Origin of the sequence: Nocardia sp. NPDC006630 (assembly GCF_040611495.1) — a bacterium.
Lineage (GTDB): Bacteria > Actinomycetota > Actinomycetes > Mycobacteriales > Mycobacteriaceae > Nocardia.
The window spans coordinates 476,434-491,402 of sequence record NZ_JBEXOK010000008.1; the positions used below are offsets into that span (position 1 = coordinate 476,434).

17 protein-coding genes are annotated in these 14,969 nt (G+C 64.8%); 9 read left to right on the forward strand and 8 right to left on the reverse strand.

Going from position 1 to position 14,969, the window contains the following annotated elements; translation table 11 throughout:
* Positions 1-9 precede the first annotated feature (9 nt).
* Entirely contained in the window at positions 10-645 is a 636-nt protein-coding gene (locus tag ABZX86_RS25915) for a TetR/AcrR family transcriptional regulator (protein ID WP_355127231.1), read from the reverse strand.
* A gap of 103 nt (positions 646-748) precedes the next feature.
* Between ABZX86_RS25915 and ABZX86_RS25920 the strand changes: the two genes are divergently transcribed.
* From ABZX86_RS25920 to ABZX86_RS25940, 5 genes are all read left to right on the forward strand, one after another.
* Complete coding sequence (locus ABZX86_RS25920) at positions 749-1,675, forward strand: metal-dependent hydrolase (RefSeq protein WP_355127232.1); 927 nt, start codon at positions 749-751, stop codon at positions 1,673-1,675.
* Positions 1,675-2,808, forward strand: coding sequence for a hypothetical protein (locus tag ABZX86_RS25925; RefSeq protein WP_355127233.1), 1,134 nt, complete (start codon positions 1,675-1,677; stop codon positions 2,806-2,808). The genes ABZX86_RS25920 and ABZX86_RS25925 overlap by 1 nt, the downstream gene beginning before the upstream one ends.
* Positions 2,809-3,095: 287 nt before the next feature.
* Positions 3,096-4,379, forward strand: a complete 1,284-nt coding sequence (locus tag ABZX86_RS25930) for an acyltransferase (protein WP_355127234.1) — start codon at positions 3,096-3,098, stop codon at positions 4,377-4,379.
* A 159-nt stretch (positions 4,380-4,538) separates the two neighbouring features.
* A complete protein-coding gene (locus ABZX86_RS25935; RefSeq protein WP_355127235.1) occupies positions 4,539-4,799 on the forward strand; it encodes a hypothetical protein in 261 nt (86 codons plus the stop codon).
* Between the two features lie 227 nt (positions 4,800-5,026).
* Complete coding sequence (locus tag ABZX86_RS25940; protein WP_355127236.1) at positions 5,027-6,505, forward strand: amidase; 1,479 nt, start codon at positions 5,027-5,029, stop codon at positions 6,503-6,505.
* 87 nt (positions 6,506-6,592) lie between these two features.
* Here ABZX86_RS25940 and ABZX86_RS25945 read toward each other — a convergent pair whose 3' ends face one another.
* Entirely contained in the window at positions 6,593-7,717 is a 1,125-nt protein-coding gene (locus tag ABZX86_RS25945; protein ID WP_355127237.1) for an FAD-dependent monooxygenase, read from the reverse strand.
* Positions 7,718-7,813: 96 nt separating this feature from the next.
* Between ABZX86_RS25945 and ABZX86_RS25950 the strand changes: the two genes are divergently transcribed.
* A complete protein-coding gene (locus ABZX86_RS25950) occupies positions 7,814-8,539 on the forward strand; it encodes a TetR/AcrR family transcriptional regulator (protein WP_355127238.1) in 726 nt (241 codons plus the stop codon).
* A 24-nt stretch (positions 8,540-8,563) separates the two neighbouring features.
* Here ABZX86_RS25950 and ABZX86_RS25955 read toward each other — a convergent pair whose 3' ends face one another.
* Entirely contained in the window at positions 8,564-8,923 is a 360-nt protein-coding gene (locus tag ABZX86_RS25955; RefSeq protein ID WP_355127239.1) for a VOC family protein, read from the reverse strand.
* 14 nt (positions 8,924-8,937) lie between these two features.
* Complete coding sequence (locus tag ABZX86_RS25960) at positions 8,938-9,555, reverse strand: GNAT family N-acetyltransferase (RefSeq protein WP_355127240.1); 618 nt, start codon at positions 9,553-9,555, stop codon at positions 8,938-8,940.
* A gap of 494 nt (positions 9,556-10,049) precedes the next feature.
* On the opposite strand from ABZX86_RS25960, the gene ABZX86_RS25965 reads away from it, so the two are divergent.
* Positions 10,050-10,487: a VOC family protein gene (locus ABZX86_RS25965; protein ID WP_355127241.1), complete on the forward strand. Its 438-nt coding sequence runs from the start codon at positions 10,050-10,052 to the stop codon at positions 10,485-10,487.
* Positions 10,488-10,529: 42 nt separating this feature from the next.
* Here ABZX86_RS25965 and ABZX86_RS25970 read toward each other — a convergent pair whose 3' ends face one another.
* The 4 genes from ABZX86_RS25970 to ABZX86_RS25985 all read right to left on the reverse strand — a co-directional run bounded on the left by ABZX86_RS25970 (position 10,530) and on the right by ABZX86_RS25985 (position 13,179).
* Positions 10,530-11,348: a TIGR02452 family protein gene (locus tag ABZX86_RS25970; RefSeq protein WP_355127242.1), complete on the reverse strand. Its 819-nt coding sequence runs from the start codon at positions 11,346-11,348 to the stop codon at positions 10,530-10,532.
* A gap of 201 nt (positions 11,349-11,549) precedes the next feature.
* Positions 11,550-11,957 carry a hypothetical protein gene (locus ABZX86_RS25975; protein WP_355127243.1) on the reverse strand — a complete coding sequence of 136 codons (408 nt, stop codon included), beginning with the start codon at positions 11,955-11,957 and terminating at the stop codon, positions 11,550-11,552.
* Between the two features lie 118 nt (positions 11,958-12,075).
* Positions 12,076-12,210, reverse strand: a complete 135-nt coding sequence (locus ABZX86_RS25980) for a hypothetical protein (protein WP_355127244.1) — start codon at positions 12,208-12,210, stop codon at positions 12,076-12,078.
* A gap of 396 nt (positions 12,211-12,606) precedes the next feature.
* Entirely contained in the window at positions 12,607-13,179 is a 573-nt protein-coding gene (locus ABZX86_RS25985; RefSeq protein WP_355127245.1) for an LppP/LprE family lipoprotein, read from the reverse strand.
* Between the two features lie 145 nt (positions 13,180-13,324).
* Between ABZX86_RS25985 and ABZX86_RS25990 the strand changes: the two genes are divergently transcribed.
* Positions 13,325-14,065 carry an SDR family oxidoreductase gene (locus ABZX86_RS25990; protein WP_355127246.1) on the forward strand — a complete coding sequence of 247 codons (741 nt, stop codon included), beginning with the start codon at positions 13,325-13,327 and terminating at the stop codon, positions 14,063-14,065.
* Between the two features lie 152 nt (positions 14,066-14,217).
* Positions 14,218-14,712 (forward strand): hypothetical protein, encoded by a 495-nt coding sequence (locus ABZX86_RS25995; RefSeq protein WP_355127247.1) that lies wholly within the window; start codon positions 14,218-14,220, stop codon positions 14,710-14,712.
* Positions 14,713-14,969 lie beyond the last annotated feature (257 nt).

Below are 14,969 nucleotides of genomic sequence, written 5' to 3' on the forward strand. Positions count from 1 at the left end.
CTCGAGTAGCTACTGCCGCCCAGCCTCCACAATACGTCCCGCCTGCGCCTGAGCGATGATGGCGGAGCCCATCCAGCGGCGGAGATATCGGCGGAGATCGGCATCGCTGCGCGGCGGATTGCCCGGGGCGATGAAGAACGACTGCATGGTTCGCAGCAGGTATTCGACGAGTTCGTGCAGCGATTCATCGTCGTAGCCGTAGTGCTCCCAATCGACGTCGAAGCGCCGGATCATGGTCATGCCGAAGGCCTGCGCCTCCTCCGAGGTGATGCCCTCGGGATGGACGCTGGAGTAGGTGGCCGAGAGCAGAATGCCCAGGTGCGGGGTCCGGTGCACCTGCGTCAGGGTGTAGACCACAGCTTCGGTCATGGCTTCGACCGGGTCTTCCATCCCCTTCACCTGCTGCGTCAGCCGATCCAGGTAGCCGTCGACCGAAGCGATCGCCGAGGCGCGCATGAGCGCATCCGCGCTCGGGAAGTACCGGTACACCGTCTGACGGATGACACCCAGGGATTCGGCGACATCGGCAATGCTGATTTCCGAGCCGGTGCGGTCGATCAATTCGACTGCGGCAGCGACGATTCGACGCGATGCCTCGTCATCGGTCTCCGGCGGACTGCCGCCCCACCCGCGCCTTCTTGCCACTGCGCCGACGCTACCAGGGGGTTGTCACCTCTTCGTCGTATGCCTCGCTGATCGAGGCAATCATACACTTGTACGTTGCGCTGTATGTTTGTATGTTGACCTGATGACTGATCTGGTTGTGCGGAAGATGAATTTCGCCTTCGAGGACTACGACGTCCCCTTCCTCTGGAACGAGGAGAATCCGGCCTTTTCGAGCATGGCCAATGCCGTCTCATTCCTGGCCATCGGCTTCGAGAAGATGATCGTGCAGCTGATCACGCAGCTGAAGCCCGTGATCACCGATCCCGAGGTCGCCGAGGAGGCCGATGCCTTCATGCGGCAGGAGGGGCAGCACTCCACCGCCCACCGCCAGCATGTGCGCGGGCTGATCCGAAGCCATCCGGGACTGCAGGAAACGCTGGATGAGGTCATCGGCGAATTCGACCGGCTCACCGCGAATACGTCGCCGAACTACCGGCTGGCCTACACCGCCGATCTGGAGGCGACGTTCACCTCGGTGTTCAAGCTGATGCTCGACAATGAGGCAGCCCTTTTCCGGCCCGGCGACGATCGCGTCGCCTCCCTGTTCATCTGGCACTTCGTCGAGGAGGTCGAGCACCGCAGTTCCGCGCTCATCATCTTCGATTCCGTTGTCGGCAGCGATCTCTACCGGATGCGCATGGCTCCATCGATCTTCAAGCATGTGCTGAAGGTCGTCGAAATCGCCTGTGCGGGCTTCAATAAGCATGTGCCGCTGGAAGATCGGAAGGTCGACGCGGAGGCCATGTTCGCCAAGTACCGGAACAAGCAGCACCTGCGCAGATGGCTGCCCGGCCTGACACCGCAGAACACCGGCCCGATGCTGCGCGCGTTCGACGCTCTCCCCCTCGGCGAGCAGCTCATCGCACTGCGCGGCATCATTCGCAGCCAATTGCCGAAACACAATCCCGCACACGAGAAACTGCCGGCCCTGGCGGATGTGTGGTTCAAGCGCTACGACGCCGGATACGACGTCTCGCGCTGGTACACCGCGGATGCGAAGGTGCAGTGATGTCCGACCATTGCGCACCCACCTTCGACCAGCTGGCGAAGTCGCTCGGGTTCTCCTGTCAGCAGGCCGGTGGCCTCGTCGAGTTCCGAAATCCGTTCGGGCTGGAGAACTGGACCCTGCCGGTGCTCGAATGCACCGTCATCCTCGGCTCGATCCTGGCGCTCGTGCTCGCCATTGTGCGCCTGCGCCGCGGTGATCCCACCAACCTGGTGCTCTGGTTCGGCGCCACCGCGTACCTTTTCATCATCGAACCCCCGCTGTACTTCCCCGCGGCGTTCGGCATCAGCGGTCACGTCGACACCATGTTCGCGCACAATGTGTTCACGGTGGACTTCCTCTGGGGCCGCCTGCCGCTGTACATCGTGGCGATCTACCCGTTCATGGCCACGGTGGCATACGAAATCGTCCGAATGCTAGGCGTTTTCAAGCAATACGGCGCCCTCGTCGGCGCAGTCTGCGTCGGCTTCGTCCACCACGCCTTCTACGAGATCTTCGACCACCTAGGCCCCCAGCTCCGCTGGTGGGAGTGGTCGACCAAGAACTCTTTGAACCAGCCCTTCTTCGATTCGGTCCCCCTCCCGAGCGTGGTGGTATTCGCCGCCCTGTGGCCGATGTCCCTGGCCTTCTGCGTCTACTGGTTCGCCGGCCGCCACTCAGACCGAGGCCGCAGCTTCACCGGCCTCCAATTGGTCTGGCGCACAATAGTAATCGGCCTACTGGCCTCCCTGGGCACCTTCATCCTGCCCCTCCCCGCCACCATCGCCGGCTCATTCAGCACCACAGCCGGCGGCGTCCTCTACGCCGCGGAACTGATCATCCTGAGCGTCGTAGCCGCCATAGTCCTGTTCCGCCAATGGCAACGCCTGCGCCAAGCCCCCGCCGACACCCCCCACTACACAAACAACCTCATCCGCTACTACAGCGCGGCCTACCTGGCCGTCTTCGCATTGCTCTGGGCCACAGCCCTACCCGACTTCTTCCACGCAGTCGACGGCAAAACCTCCAACGGCGACCCCATAGGCAACCTCTGGTACACCCTGGCCTGCTTCGCAGTAGCAATCCTCTGTGTCCTAGCCACTTTCACCGCGCAGCACAAAGCAACTCGAACCACCCCCGCCCTAGCCACAGTCTGAAGCCACCTCTCCGACGCCCAGCGGCCCTCACCCTCAGCAACGGGGTGGGGGTTTGGTGCATTGAACCGCGATCCGGCGGCGGTCGGTGGCATCACGTTCCACCCGATTGTCAACCACCCGACTACCTGGACCATCTGATCTGCAGCGCCTGGAAGCCGCCATCGCCAGCATTCGATGTCGAACCTACCGTCTCGCGTCGCAACATCCGGCGGACCTTTCGGTTCGACTCCGAGCAGGATCGCTGGCTGTGTTTTGCGTGATCTTGTTCGAATTTCCGGGGGTATGGCGTGACCACATCTGATGAGGCTGTTGCGGATCCGAACGCGCCGGTCGAACGAAAAGTTCGGACCCGGGGCGGCCGCTTCGAGTTTCTGGACGCGCTGCGCGGTCTGGCGGCATTGGCCGTGGTGATCCACCATTGTTCAGAAGTGCTGTGGCCAGGCTATATTCGATTTTCGACGGAATATTTCGGGGCCGGCGTGTTCGGGGTCATCGTCTTCTTTATCGTCAGCGGCTTCATCATTCCCGCCTCGCTGGAGCGCGGGCGGTCGCTGGGCGCGTTCTGGGCAGGACGGTTCTTCCGGCTGTTCCCGCTGTTCTGGGGCTGCCTGATCGCGGCGCTGATCCTGCATGCCGTGGGCGTTTACGGTGGGCCGCCCGGATGGATGGCCAGCCCCGCCTGGAACATCTTCACGAATTTCACTATGGCGCACTGGTTTCTGAGCGGCCCGAACTCTCAGATGGTGATCGTCGCCTGGACACTGTCCTACGAGCTGGTGTTCTACATGTTCGTATCGCTGCTGTTCATCGGCAGACTGAACCGCCGATCGGTGCCCCTGGCCGTGCTCGCGATCGGTGCGATCTTTCTCGCCGCACTGTTCCTGCCGGTCTCGATGATCAACGGCTCCGGCGCGACCCTCACCACCCGCCTGGCCGTCGTGATCGCGACAGCAGTGGTCGCCGTCTTCTTCGCTCGCCGGGCGGCCACCAAACGCTCAGCCGCCGCCGCGGTCCTACTCGCATCACTCGCTATTCCGTTGGCGCTCAACCAACCTGGGCCGTCCGGGTACTCCGCCGCCATCTTCGCCACGATGTTCGTCGGCACGGTGATGTATCGGATGACAGCGGGCGAGATCTCCGCCAAGCTCGGCTGGGGAGTGTTCGGACTCGCCATCTGCGCGATCATCGGACTCGCGCTCCTGCAACGGCCCGACCTGGAACCGGTGGGCGGCGCCGTCGTCATCTGGAAGAAGTACGGCATCACCATGATTGCCGCCTACCTCCTCTTCGCCGCGGCACTACTGCTGCGCCGCCATTCCTTCCCCCGCCCATTGCTGTTCCTGGGCCGGATCAGCTACTCGCTCTACTTCGTACACGCCCTCGCCATCAACTTCCTCCCGAAGTGCCCAGTGTCGGTCGCCGGCATCGCCGCACCCTGGCTCACCTTCTGCCTCTGGGTATTCGGCTCGATCGCCCTAGCCACCCTGACCTACCACAAGGTCGAAAAACCCTTCCTCGACCTCGGCCACCGCCTGATCGCCAAGCTCGATGCGAGAGCACAACCCCGGTAGCGGAAACGGCTACAACCAGGGCTGCAATGAATTCACTCCGGAGCCCCGGAGATCGGGGGCATCGACTGTCGGGGCTGTCGGAGGTGAGGCGCGGGTTGAATACTGGCTCGCGCCGGGGTTCGACAACTCGCGCCAGGTTCGAGACATTGTGGGGTCCTGATGAATTCGAAGAAGACCGCCGGAGCTTTCGCCGTGGCTGCAGCATTGTGCACCCCGGTCGCGATGCTGGCAGGGCCAGCACAGGCGGCACCGGCCAGTGCGATGCAGCCTGTTGATTCGGGGATCCCCATGGGGTCGGCGGATTCGGCGTCGGGGATTCTCGGGCCGCGCACCGGTTCCGCCTATCAGACCCTGAACCATCTGGTCTGCGAGCTGTTCCACACCAGCTTGGACGGATCCGTGGGCATTATGCGCTGCTGACAGATCGGCGAATGGGGGAGCATTGAGACATCTCTCCCGTTGTGCTGAATAGCATTTCGTGCCTTTCGCGAATGAAATCAGCCCGCGCCGACACCGTGACCTGGGGCGGGCCGTCTTCGACGGCAGGACGAGCGCGTGAGTTCGTCAGTGAAGGCGGCCCGCTCGACTTTCCGATTGTGCGAAATGACATTTTATGGCTTCCGAGGCTGTTCGATAGCGTCGAATTCATGGAATGGAGTTTTCTTGCAGTAGAAGAACTTTCGGCCGCGTTGCGGGCCGGTGAGGTGACCTCGGTGGAACTGACCGAGGAGGCGATCGCTCGTATCGAGCGTGACGACAAGGCGATCAACGCGATCTGCGTGCCGGACTTCGATCGTGCACGGGCCGCCGCGCGCCGTGCCGACGAGGCGCTCGCCCGCGGCGAGGAGCGGCCGCTGCTCGGTATTCCGGTGACGGTCAAGGAGTGCTACAACATCGCCGGGCTGCCCACGACCTGGGGCATGCCGCAGTACGCGAACTATATGCCCGCCGAGGACGCGGTACAGGTGGCGCGACTCGAGGCCGCCGGCGCGGTAATGCTCGGGAAGACCAATGTGCCGCTGGGGCTACAGGATATTCAGAGCTTCAACGAAATCTACGGCACCACCAACAATCCGTGGGATCACGATCGCACGTCGGGCGGGTCCTCCGGCGGATCGGCGGCGGCCCTGGCGTCCGGATTCGGCACACTGTCCATCGGCTCCGATATCGCCGGTTCGCTGCGCACCCCCGCGCATTTCTGTGGCATCTACGCGCACAAGCCGACACTCGGGCTGGTGGCGAACCGCGGTATGGTCGCGCCGCCGGAACCGGCATTGCCGCTCGACCTCGACCTGGCCGTTGTCGGCCCGATGGCGCGCACCGCCCGCGACCTCACGCTGCTGCTCGATGTGATGGCCGGCCCGGATCCGCTGACACGCGGCGTCGCCTACGATTTGGCGCTGCCGCCCGCGCGCCACGAGCGGCTCGCCAACTTCAATGTCCTTGTCCTCGAGGATCATCCGCTCATACCCACGGGGTCCGCCGTGCGGGCGGGCGTGAACCGGGTGGCCGATGCGCTTGCCGACGCCGGCGCCCGCGTCGAACGGCACAGTCCGCTGCTGCCCGATCTGACCGAAGCCGCGACGCTCTACACGCAATTGATGTTCGCGAGCTCCATCGCTCGTTTTCCCGTCGAATCGTACGAGCAGCTGCAGACCCGCGCTGCCGGACTGAGTGCGGACGATCAAAGTCTCGATGCAACTCGGTTGCGCGCCATGGTGTTCAGCCTCCGCGACTGGCTCGAGGCGAACAACCGTCGAGAACTCCACCGCCACGGCTGGCGGCAACTGTTCGCCGAGTTCGATGCCGTGGTGTGCCCGATCACGCCGACTCCCGCGTTCCCGCACGACCACAACCCCAATCCGCTGGAACGCCGGATCGACATCGACGGTGTCGAGTACCCGTACTTCGACCAGCTGGTGTGGGCCGGTGTGGCGACCATGCCCGGCCTGCCCGCCACCGCCATACCAGCGGGCCGGTCTCCCGAGGGCCTGCCGGTGGGAGTGCAACTCATCGGGCCGATGTTCGAGGACCGCACCCCGCTGCGGCTGGCCGAACTGCTCGAGCAGCGGATCGGCGGGTTCCAGGCACCGGAACAGGACCTCCCGCGCGGCCCGGAACGGTAGTCGGAAGATCAACGGGCAGTAGCCATCCGGCCTCCTCGAAACAGATTCCGTACCGCTTCGCCCCTCGAGCCGCTCGCGAATCCGGTGTCAGGACAGTTTCGCTTCGGGTGCGAATGCGGGCAGCTTCTCGAGGCTGCTGCGCACGGCCTCGGCGCCGTACTCGAACATCTGCCGTTCGTAGTCGTCGACCGCGGCCAGCAGATCCTGGCGGCCCTCGTCGGCCTGAATCAGGCAGCGGCGCAACAGGTCTGCATCGCGCAGTGCGGTGTTAGCGCCATTGCCGCCGGTCGGGGAGGTGGCGTGGATCGCGTCGCCGAGCAGTGTGACCGGGCCGGACGCCCAGCGCGCACCGGGCTTGACCACCCGGATGGACAGCAGTGCGCTGTTGCCGAGATCGGCCTGCTCGATCAGCGCGCGTAGCTCCGGATGCCAACCTTCCATCCTGGACAGCACGGCGTCCTGCGCGGTCAGATCCTCCAGCGAGCCGTTCGGCGGCAGGATCATCGCCCAGCGCACGTAGTCGCCGATATCGGGCAGCGTGACTTCGGGGGCGAGCTGTTCGGCGGCCTGCTTCGGCGGGGTACGGAAGCACATCGCGCCGAGCAGCAGGCTGACGCCGTCGCCTGCGATCTTCGAGCCGTAGGCCTTGGACAGGCTCGCGAACTCGTCGGTCAGCGGGGTGCGGCCGATGACGAACCGGACGCCGGTGTCGGTCGGGACGGTCTGCGGCGACAGCACGCCGCGGACCGCGGAGGTGACGCCGTCCGCGCCGACGAGCAGGTCCGCGATGGCCGGGTCGCGGTGGGCGAACCGGGCTTCGACCTTGCCGTCGGCCAGCAGGTCGTAGCCGGTCAGCGCGGCATCGGTGTGCACGGTGAGGCCGGTCAGCAGCAGGTGTCGCAGCATCTGCCGATCGACGACGATGCCGGTGCGGCCCGCGCCGAGCTTGCCGATCTCGTTCAGCTGCGGGTCCAGGATCAGCTGCTCGGCGGAGGCTTCCATGACGATCTCGTCCAGCAGCGGGTGCCAGCGTGTCGGCAGGCAGTCGCGCACCGCCTGGAAACCGATCGGGTTCAGCACGAGCCGGTAGCCCTGGAACCGGGCGACGATGCCCGGGTCGCGTTCGAAAACCTCGGCCTCGATTCCGGCTCCACGCAGACCCTGCGCGAGAGCCAGACCACCCAGGCCGGCTCCGATAACGGAAACTCGCATCACACACCTCCGGGATATCGTGACGAACTTAGTTCGTTGTTGACGATCTAAGTTCTACCGAACGAACTAAGTTCGTGTCAAGCTATAGTTGTCGCCATGCCCGCCGATCCCCGCCAACGCCGCGCAGCTCGCCACGCCCAATCCGCGACGGACGCCGCCGCACCGGCGCCACGCAAGAAGCCGATCACCATCCAGCGGATCACCGATGCCGCCCTGGAAGTCGTCGCCACCGAGGGGTATGACGCGCTGACCATCCGCCGGGTCGCCGCCGTGCTCGGCACCGGTCCGTCGTCGCTGTACGCGCATATCGTCAACAAGGACGATATCGACGATCTGCTGATCGGCAGGCTCTACTCCGAAGTCGTTCTCCCCGAACCGGACTCGACCGTCTGGCGCGAACAGCTACTCGAGGTATACACGCAGATCCGCGACCTCTACCTGAAATATCCGGGAATCTCGCGCGCCGCCCTGGCCATGGTGTCGACCAACCTGGAAACGCTACGGGTCGGCGAAGGAATCCTGGCGATCCTGCTCGCGGGCGGCATCGAACCGAAGACGGCCGGCTGGGCCCGAGACGCGCTATCCCTCTACGTCAGCGCCTATGCACTGGAGCAGTCACTGGTCCAGCAACGGCGCCAGCACCAGGACCAGGAATGGGTGCTCAGCCACGAAGAGCTACTGGACCGCTTCACCGCCCTGCCCGCCGAGCAATTCCCCCAAACCCGACGCCACGCCGCCGACCTGATCTCCGGCACCGGACAAGACCGCTTCGACTTCACCCTCGGCCTACTCACGAACAATCTCCGGCCGGCATCCGACTGACCCGCGGCGTGGGCTGAAATCCCGTCAGGCGCCCGCGATCTCGATGATGAACACCGAGTTGCCGTCTGGATCGGTGAAAGGAGCCTTGCGTCCTGCTGCGCCATCCGGTCCGACGCGGAACAGTGGTCCGGGATCGATTCCACGCGAAGCGATTTCGGCTACTGCGGTGTCCAGGTCTGATACCGCGATGTTCACGAGTGCCTGGCCGGCGTGGTCTGGGTCGACTATGAGGTAGAGCAGCGCCGTGTCGGTCAATTGCCACATCACCTCGATGCCCGGTGTCACGAGTACATCGGCTTCGCGCCCGAAAAGTCGGGTGTACCAGTCGACTGCGGTCTCGAAGTTCGTCACGGCCACACCTGTGAACAGGAATTTGATGTCCATGCCTCTATAGAAGCTCAACGACTGTCCTGTTGCGGGGACCGCCACATCAACCACACTCTCGGGCCGCCGAAGCGCATCGTGATCTCATCGAAGACCGTGAATCCGAAACGCTCGTAGTACGCGAGGTTCTCTGGATTGCTGGTTTCCAGGTAGGCGGGGGTGCTGTCGTGGTCACAAGGAGTGAGTCGAGTCTGTAGAAGCGAGCGACCATAACCCAGCCCACGTACACCCGGCGACGTTCCGATTGCCTGTAGGTACCAGTGCGGCTTGCTCGGGTGTACCTGCTGCTTTTGACGATCGGCCAGTCCCAATCGCGGGATACGCGGACCGAATGCCCGCACGAGGCCGGGCATCATGCTCATCTGCGCGCGAATGGTGTGCTGCCAGCGACCGGGTGGCGTCCACAGGGTCGCGCCCTGCACGGTGCCGGTGTCGTCGACAGCAATATCGACACGACCGTGCAGCAGATGGTATTTCGTCAGGGCCTTGAACATGTGCGTCGCTCGCGCCACCCGCCGCTCCGAGTCCGGAAGCAGCCACCCGACATAGGGATCGTCGTCGAATGCCGTCGCAAGCACGCCTGCGACGGCGTCGATATCGCAGGTGTCGGCAGCCCGGATGACTACGGCCATAACCGCATTCCCAACAAACCGACCCCCGTAAGTCGCCGCACCGGCCCCCGCGCAGCTTCAAACCTGTTGATACACACCAACAATCAAGTGCGATCTTCGCTATCGACATGCGACGTTACCCCAACCGATGCTGCATCCACCCGACAACGCATCCAAGGGGTCGGCCTGAGCGGTCAAAGATCGCACCAGAACGGCATTTTTTGCCGCCGCGACGGGGTTTGTGACCGCTCAGGCCCGATGCAGCCGCCGTCGATGTCGAGAACGCTCGAGTGGCTCCGTCCCAGGGGTACGAGCAACCGAACCGGCCTCGACAACACCGACGAAGGAGCGACCGCCATGGAACCGAACCAGATCACCGCGATCCTGAACCTCCCGATCAGCCAGGAATTCCTGGCCCGTGATCCGCTGCGAATGGCCTACGTCGCCGAGCGTCAGCACGCCTGAACCGAACAAGCCCGGTCAGAATGGGCCGAAGCGAATCCGAGGAGGACATCATGACGATCCAGCGGATGGATCACGTCGGCATTGTGGTCGACGATCTCGCGGCTGCCATCGCGTTCTTCGTCGAACTGGGACTGGAATTGGAGGGCGAGGCAACGGTCGGTGGCCAATGGGCCGACGACCTGCTCGGGCTGCACGGCGTCCGAGCCGATATCGCCGTCGTACGCACTCCGGACGGCCACAGCCGAGTCGAACTCTCGACATTCCACTCGCCGAAGACCACCGGCACTGCGCCGAACGTGGCGGTGAACACCCCGGGCATCCCGCGCCTGACGTTCGCCGTCGATGACGTCGACAACGTCCTCGACCGCCTGCGCCGCCACGGCGCCGAACTCGTGGGCACGGTTGCTCGATACGAAGACATCTACCGGTACTGCTACGTCCGCGGCCCCGACGGCGTCATGATCGGACTGGTCGAGGAACTCCGCTGAACGACACTCCTCGCCACGAGGCTCCCGGGTGATCCTTTGCGGTCATGACCCGGGTAGCGCCGTCCGGAAGGCGTTGAGGGTGGCCGCTTCTGGGGTTCGGTCCAGTATTGCGAAGGTGATCTCGTCGAAGTGCCCGTCGAACCGCCCACCGTCGGCCAGCAGTGCGAGGAAGACACCGGCCACCAACCCCGGGTCGTTGCCGTACGCGCCGCAGCCCCAGGCGCCCAGCACCACACGCCGGTAGCCGGCGGCTGTTTCGAGAATGCGCTCGGCGCGGGCGGCCAGCACCGCGGGAATTCGATACGCCTCGCTCGGCTGCTCCTGCACGATCACGTTGGTCCGGGGCGCCGGGCAGGTGAGGAAGCCGACCTCGTAGGGACTGTCGAGCAGGAGGCCCGTGTCGTCGCGGAAGACGGGCACGGCGGGAGACAGGATCACGCGGTCGCTGTAGAACGGGTCCGGTGTGCTGCGGTGATGCTCGTAGTACTGCGGCACGGCCAGCAGGGTGGTGTACAGCGCCGACGCTCGGCACAGGGCCTCTTCTTGAGTGCGAGCGCCGATGAGGTAGTGGCCGCCGGGATTACGAGCGGATGCGAAATTCAGGACGGCGACCGGCTCCGGATCGGTGTCGAGCATCCGGCGCGCCGCGGCAAGGCTGCTCTCCGCGGTCACCGTGATGACGGTGGTGGCCTCGCTGCGAGTGATGACCGGGACCGGTTCAGGACCGTACATCCGGGTGCCCTGAACGGCGGCGTGCACCCTCGATGTCAACGACACATAGTGTCCACCGGACGTCCGGTAACCGCCGGCTGCGATGATCCGCTCGTTGTCGGCGGCAATGGCTCGCAGTTGTTCGGTCACGCCCACGATGCTCTCACGGCCCGAGACGAACCGGGCATCACCGCCGGACGGGCACCATCCCTGCACCCGAAGACCAACGGGCTCAGTTGATCTCGGACGCGCGAGAGCACTGAATGGCGCACTGGGTTCAATGGACTCAGTGGAAGTCCGTGTTCGAATGGGCCGAGTTCGCCTATAAGGTCCAGTCCGCCACAGCGAAGGCTAGTTTCCCGGCTGTACCGAGTCGCGTTGCTCGGCGATCCGGCGGCGGATCTCATCCCACGACATGGGTAGTTCGTCGGCCGGCGCGGTGAAGTAGACGAAGGTGGCTTCCTTCATGACCTTTCGCTTGCGCTCGACCGTCGACTTGTGCGGCTCGGCGCCTGCGTAGGCGTAGATGGCCGCCTTGTCGGTCCACGCCGAGTAGGTCCAGAAGGTGCCCTTCAGGATCTCCGCCTTCAAGGCGACACCCAGTGCTCCCGGGGAACGTCGCGCCTGCCGCCACAGCGCCAGTGAAGCGATCAGGAAGGCGGGGGCGTTGAGCGGGGACTTGACCTCGAGGCGAGAGGCCATGCATTGCACCTCGGGTGCGCTGGGCGTGCCGACTGTCATCCACGGAATCGTGGGCATGGGCCACTCTTTCGATAGCAGGGGGCGGATCACCGACCGCTCCTGCAATACTCCACAGTGGAATGAATCTTGTCAACAGCAAGTTCGCCGTTTGCGCGCCACGCGGGGCTGGTACGGACTATGCCGACTCTTGCCGGGGCAGCAGTATGGCGCGCCCGGTCGCCAGTAGCGGCTGCAGGTTCTGATCATCCGGCAGATCGAGGTAGGCCGGGCGGACGCGACGCCAGCGGGTGTGGCCGGGCTGCCGACTCATGACTGCGATCCTCCCGTTGGTGGTCACCACCGTGACGCATTCGGGGCCGCAGCCGCGGCGGTGCCCGCGACAGCCTTCCAAACTCCAGCCGACCAGCGTGATCGATTGCGCCCGACCAGGCATTCCGGGCTGAAAATGCTCCGTCGGCCGGATCCCCGCGTGGGCGAGTTCGGCGATGAACGCGGCGATCTCGGCTCGGATTTTGACCCGGCCGCGGTGTGGGCGGGGGTTTTGGGGCGAGGCGAGATCGGCTGACATATCGGCTCTTTCGGTGAGGCACTCCGAAACAGGGGTGTGGGATGGACTTGCCCCTCCACGATCGAGTCGAAACCGCCCGGGCGCAACCTCCATCGACGTGCACCGGCGCAGCGGTAGGAACAGCGCATTCGGGCAGGATCAGGGGTGGGGCGGGAACTGGCCGCTGGCGGTGACGGTGGTGCCGTTGAGGGTGAAGGTGACGACGCTGGGGCCACCCTGGGGGCAGCACATCGGATCGCTGCCGACCGTCCAGTGGTAGGTGAGCGAGATGCTGGTGCGGGTGTGGGCGGTCAGCATGGTGAACATGTACGGGTCGGAGGTGGTGGTACCGAGGTAGGCGCCGCCGGTGAACAGCAGGACCTGCGTGTAGGGGTGATTGGTGTTGGTATCGGCCATCATCCAGGACAGCAGGCCGTCGCAGCCGGAGCTGATCGGATCGTTGCTGGTCTGCCCGATGGACCAGGTGCCGATGGGTGCGGCGGGGAGTTTGGCCAGGGCGGATTGCGCGAGGGCGGAATTCGGGTCGAAGCACAGTCCGTTGGCGCTGCCGTTCGGGGCGCTGCGCTGCTGCGCGACGGGGGCCACGGCGCTGGTCGGCTGCGAGGTCGTGGAGGTTGGTGAGCAACCCGTCGCGATCATGGCGACGGCCGCCGCGAGGACACCGATCGCCGCCGGCCGGACTGTGCTGAAGATGCTTCGAGTGCGCGCCACGTGATAGAGATCGCGGCGGTTGCCGATTGTGTTAGCGCAGGTAGAAGGGTCGCGATTGCCGGGGGTCGCGGATTCGGGGTGCGGTGTCGTTGAATCGTTTGCGCGGACGGCGGTTTCGCCGACCGGTGAATGAACGGAGACGGATATGACAGGGCGTTTCGATGGCCGGGTCGCAGTGGTGACCGGAGCCTCGTCCGGGCTGGGACAGGCGGTAGCTCAGTCCCTGCAGGCGGACGGGGCGAAGGTGTTCGGCGTCGGACGCGATAGGGAACGCCTCGGCGCCACTCTCGACGGCCCCGAAACCGCCTGGCTGGCAGCCGATCTCACCGATCCCGCCGCGAGCGCCGCGGTGATCGAAGCCTGCGTCGAGCGTTTCGGCGGAATCGACATCCTGATCAATGCCGCAGGTGCCCACACCATGCGTCACACCGCACAGACCTCCGACGCCGACTGGCAGCACGACCTCGCCATCAACCTCAACGCCCCCTTCTTCCTCTCCCGTGCCGCCCTCCCCCACCTGCTCGAACGACAGGGCAACATAGTCAATGTCGCCTCCATCGCGGGCCTCGAAGGCCAGGCCTACTCGGCCGCCTACTGCGCCGCCAAACACGGTCTCATCGGCCTCACCCGCGCCATGGCCCTGGAATTCGACAGCCGCGGCATCCGCATCAACGTCGTCTGCCCCGGCGGCATGACCACCCCCCTCCTGCAGAACTTCACCTTCCCCGAAGACCCCGACTACACCCTCATCATGAAAACCGCCGCCGCCCGCGGCCTCATGGACCCCACCCAGGTAGCCAACGTCATCACCTTCCTCTGCTCCCCCGAAGCCTCCGCCGTCCACGGCGCCGTCTACACCGTCGACAACGGCAAAATGGCCCTCTGAAACCGCTTTGCGGGATGTGCGATCGCTGGTTACGGTGAGGCCGTGATAATTTCTCGCGGGAAAGGCGCCGTGCGCCTCAGCCGTTGACCCCCGGAAAGGCCCCGGCTGCTGACGCACGTCGTCGTGCGCACGCGGTCAGGGATCGAGAGCGCTTGCGGCAGAGGCGCTTAATCGCCACCGGCGATTTCAGATTCGACTACCGCTCTGGACCCGGTGAGGTCCGGCGGGTCATCCCCTGTATCGACACCATCCCCCTGACTGATCTCCTCGGCACTTTCGAGATCAACGCGGGTATGCGGCCCGCTGGCGGTTGGTATGCCGGTCTCGCTCTGCGTTTCGGCCGATTCGAGCGACCGATGGCCCACTTCCACGGATCTGCTCCCCACACCGAGGAACACAAGACGCCTGTACTCGTGTGCACCTGTGGGGAATTGGGCTGCGGCGGGCTACTGACCCGCATCTCTCTGACCGGCAATCTCGTCGTGTGGGATCGCTTCAGCCTGCCCTACCCCACCGATCGTGACTACAGCGCATTCGACCCCTTCCTGTTCGACCGCGGCCACTACGACAAAGCCGTCCGTGCGCTGGGCGCCGAACTCGCCACCGACAAATCAATAGGAGCTATCGCTACATGCCCGGTTCGCTGATCATTCGCCGCATACTCGGTGACCGCCCTTTCGCCGAGATCGGCGAGCCTACGGCTGTAGTTGTCAACGAGGAGCGCGACCGTATTGCCGTAGGCGGTGACATGGGATATTTGATGTGGTCCGGCTGCGGGACCACCGACTACCGGTGGCGCCGATACCGCGTGGGAATCTATGGTGCACAGGATCTTCGGTGCCGGTGGGTCGTGGATTCCCGGTGGCCCGTGCATTCGGTGGCGTTTCACCCGACGCTGCCGATA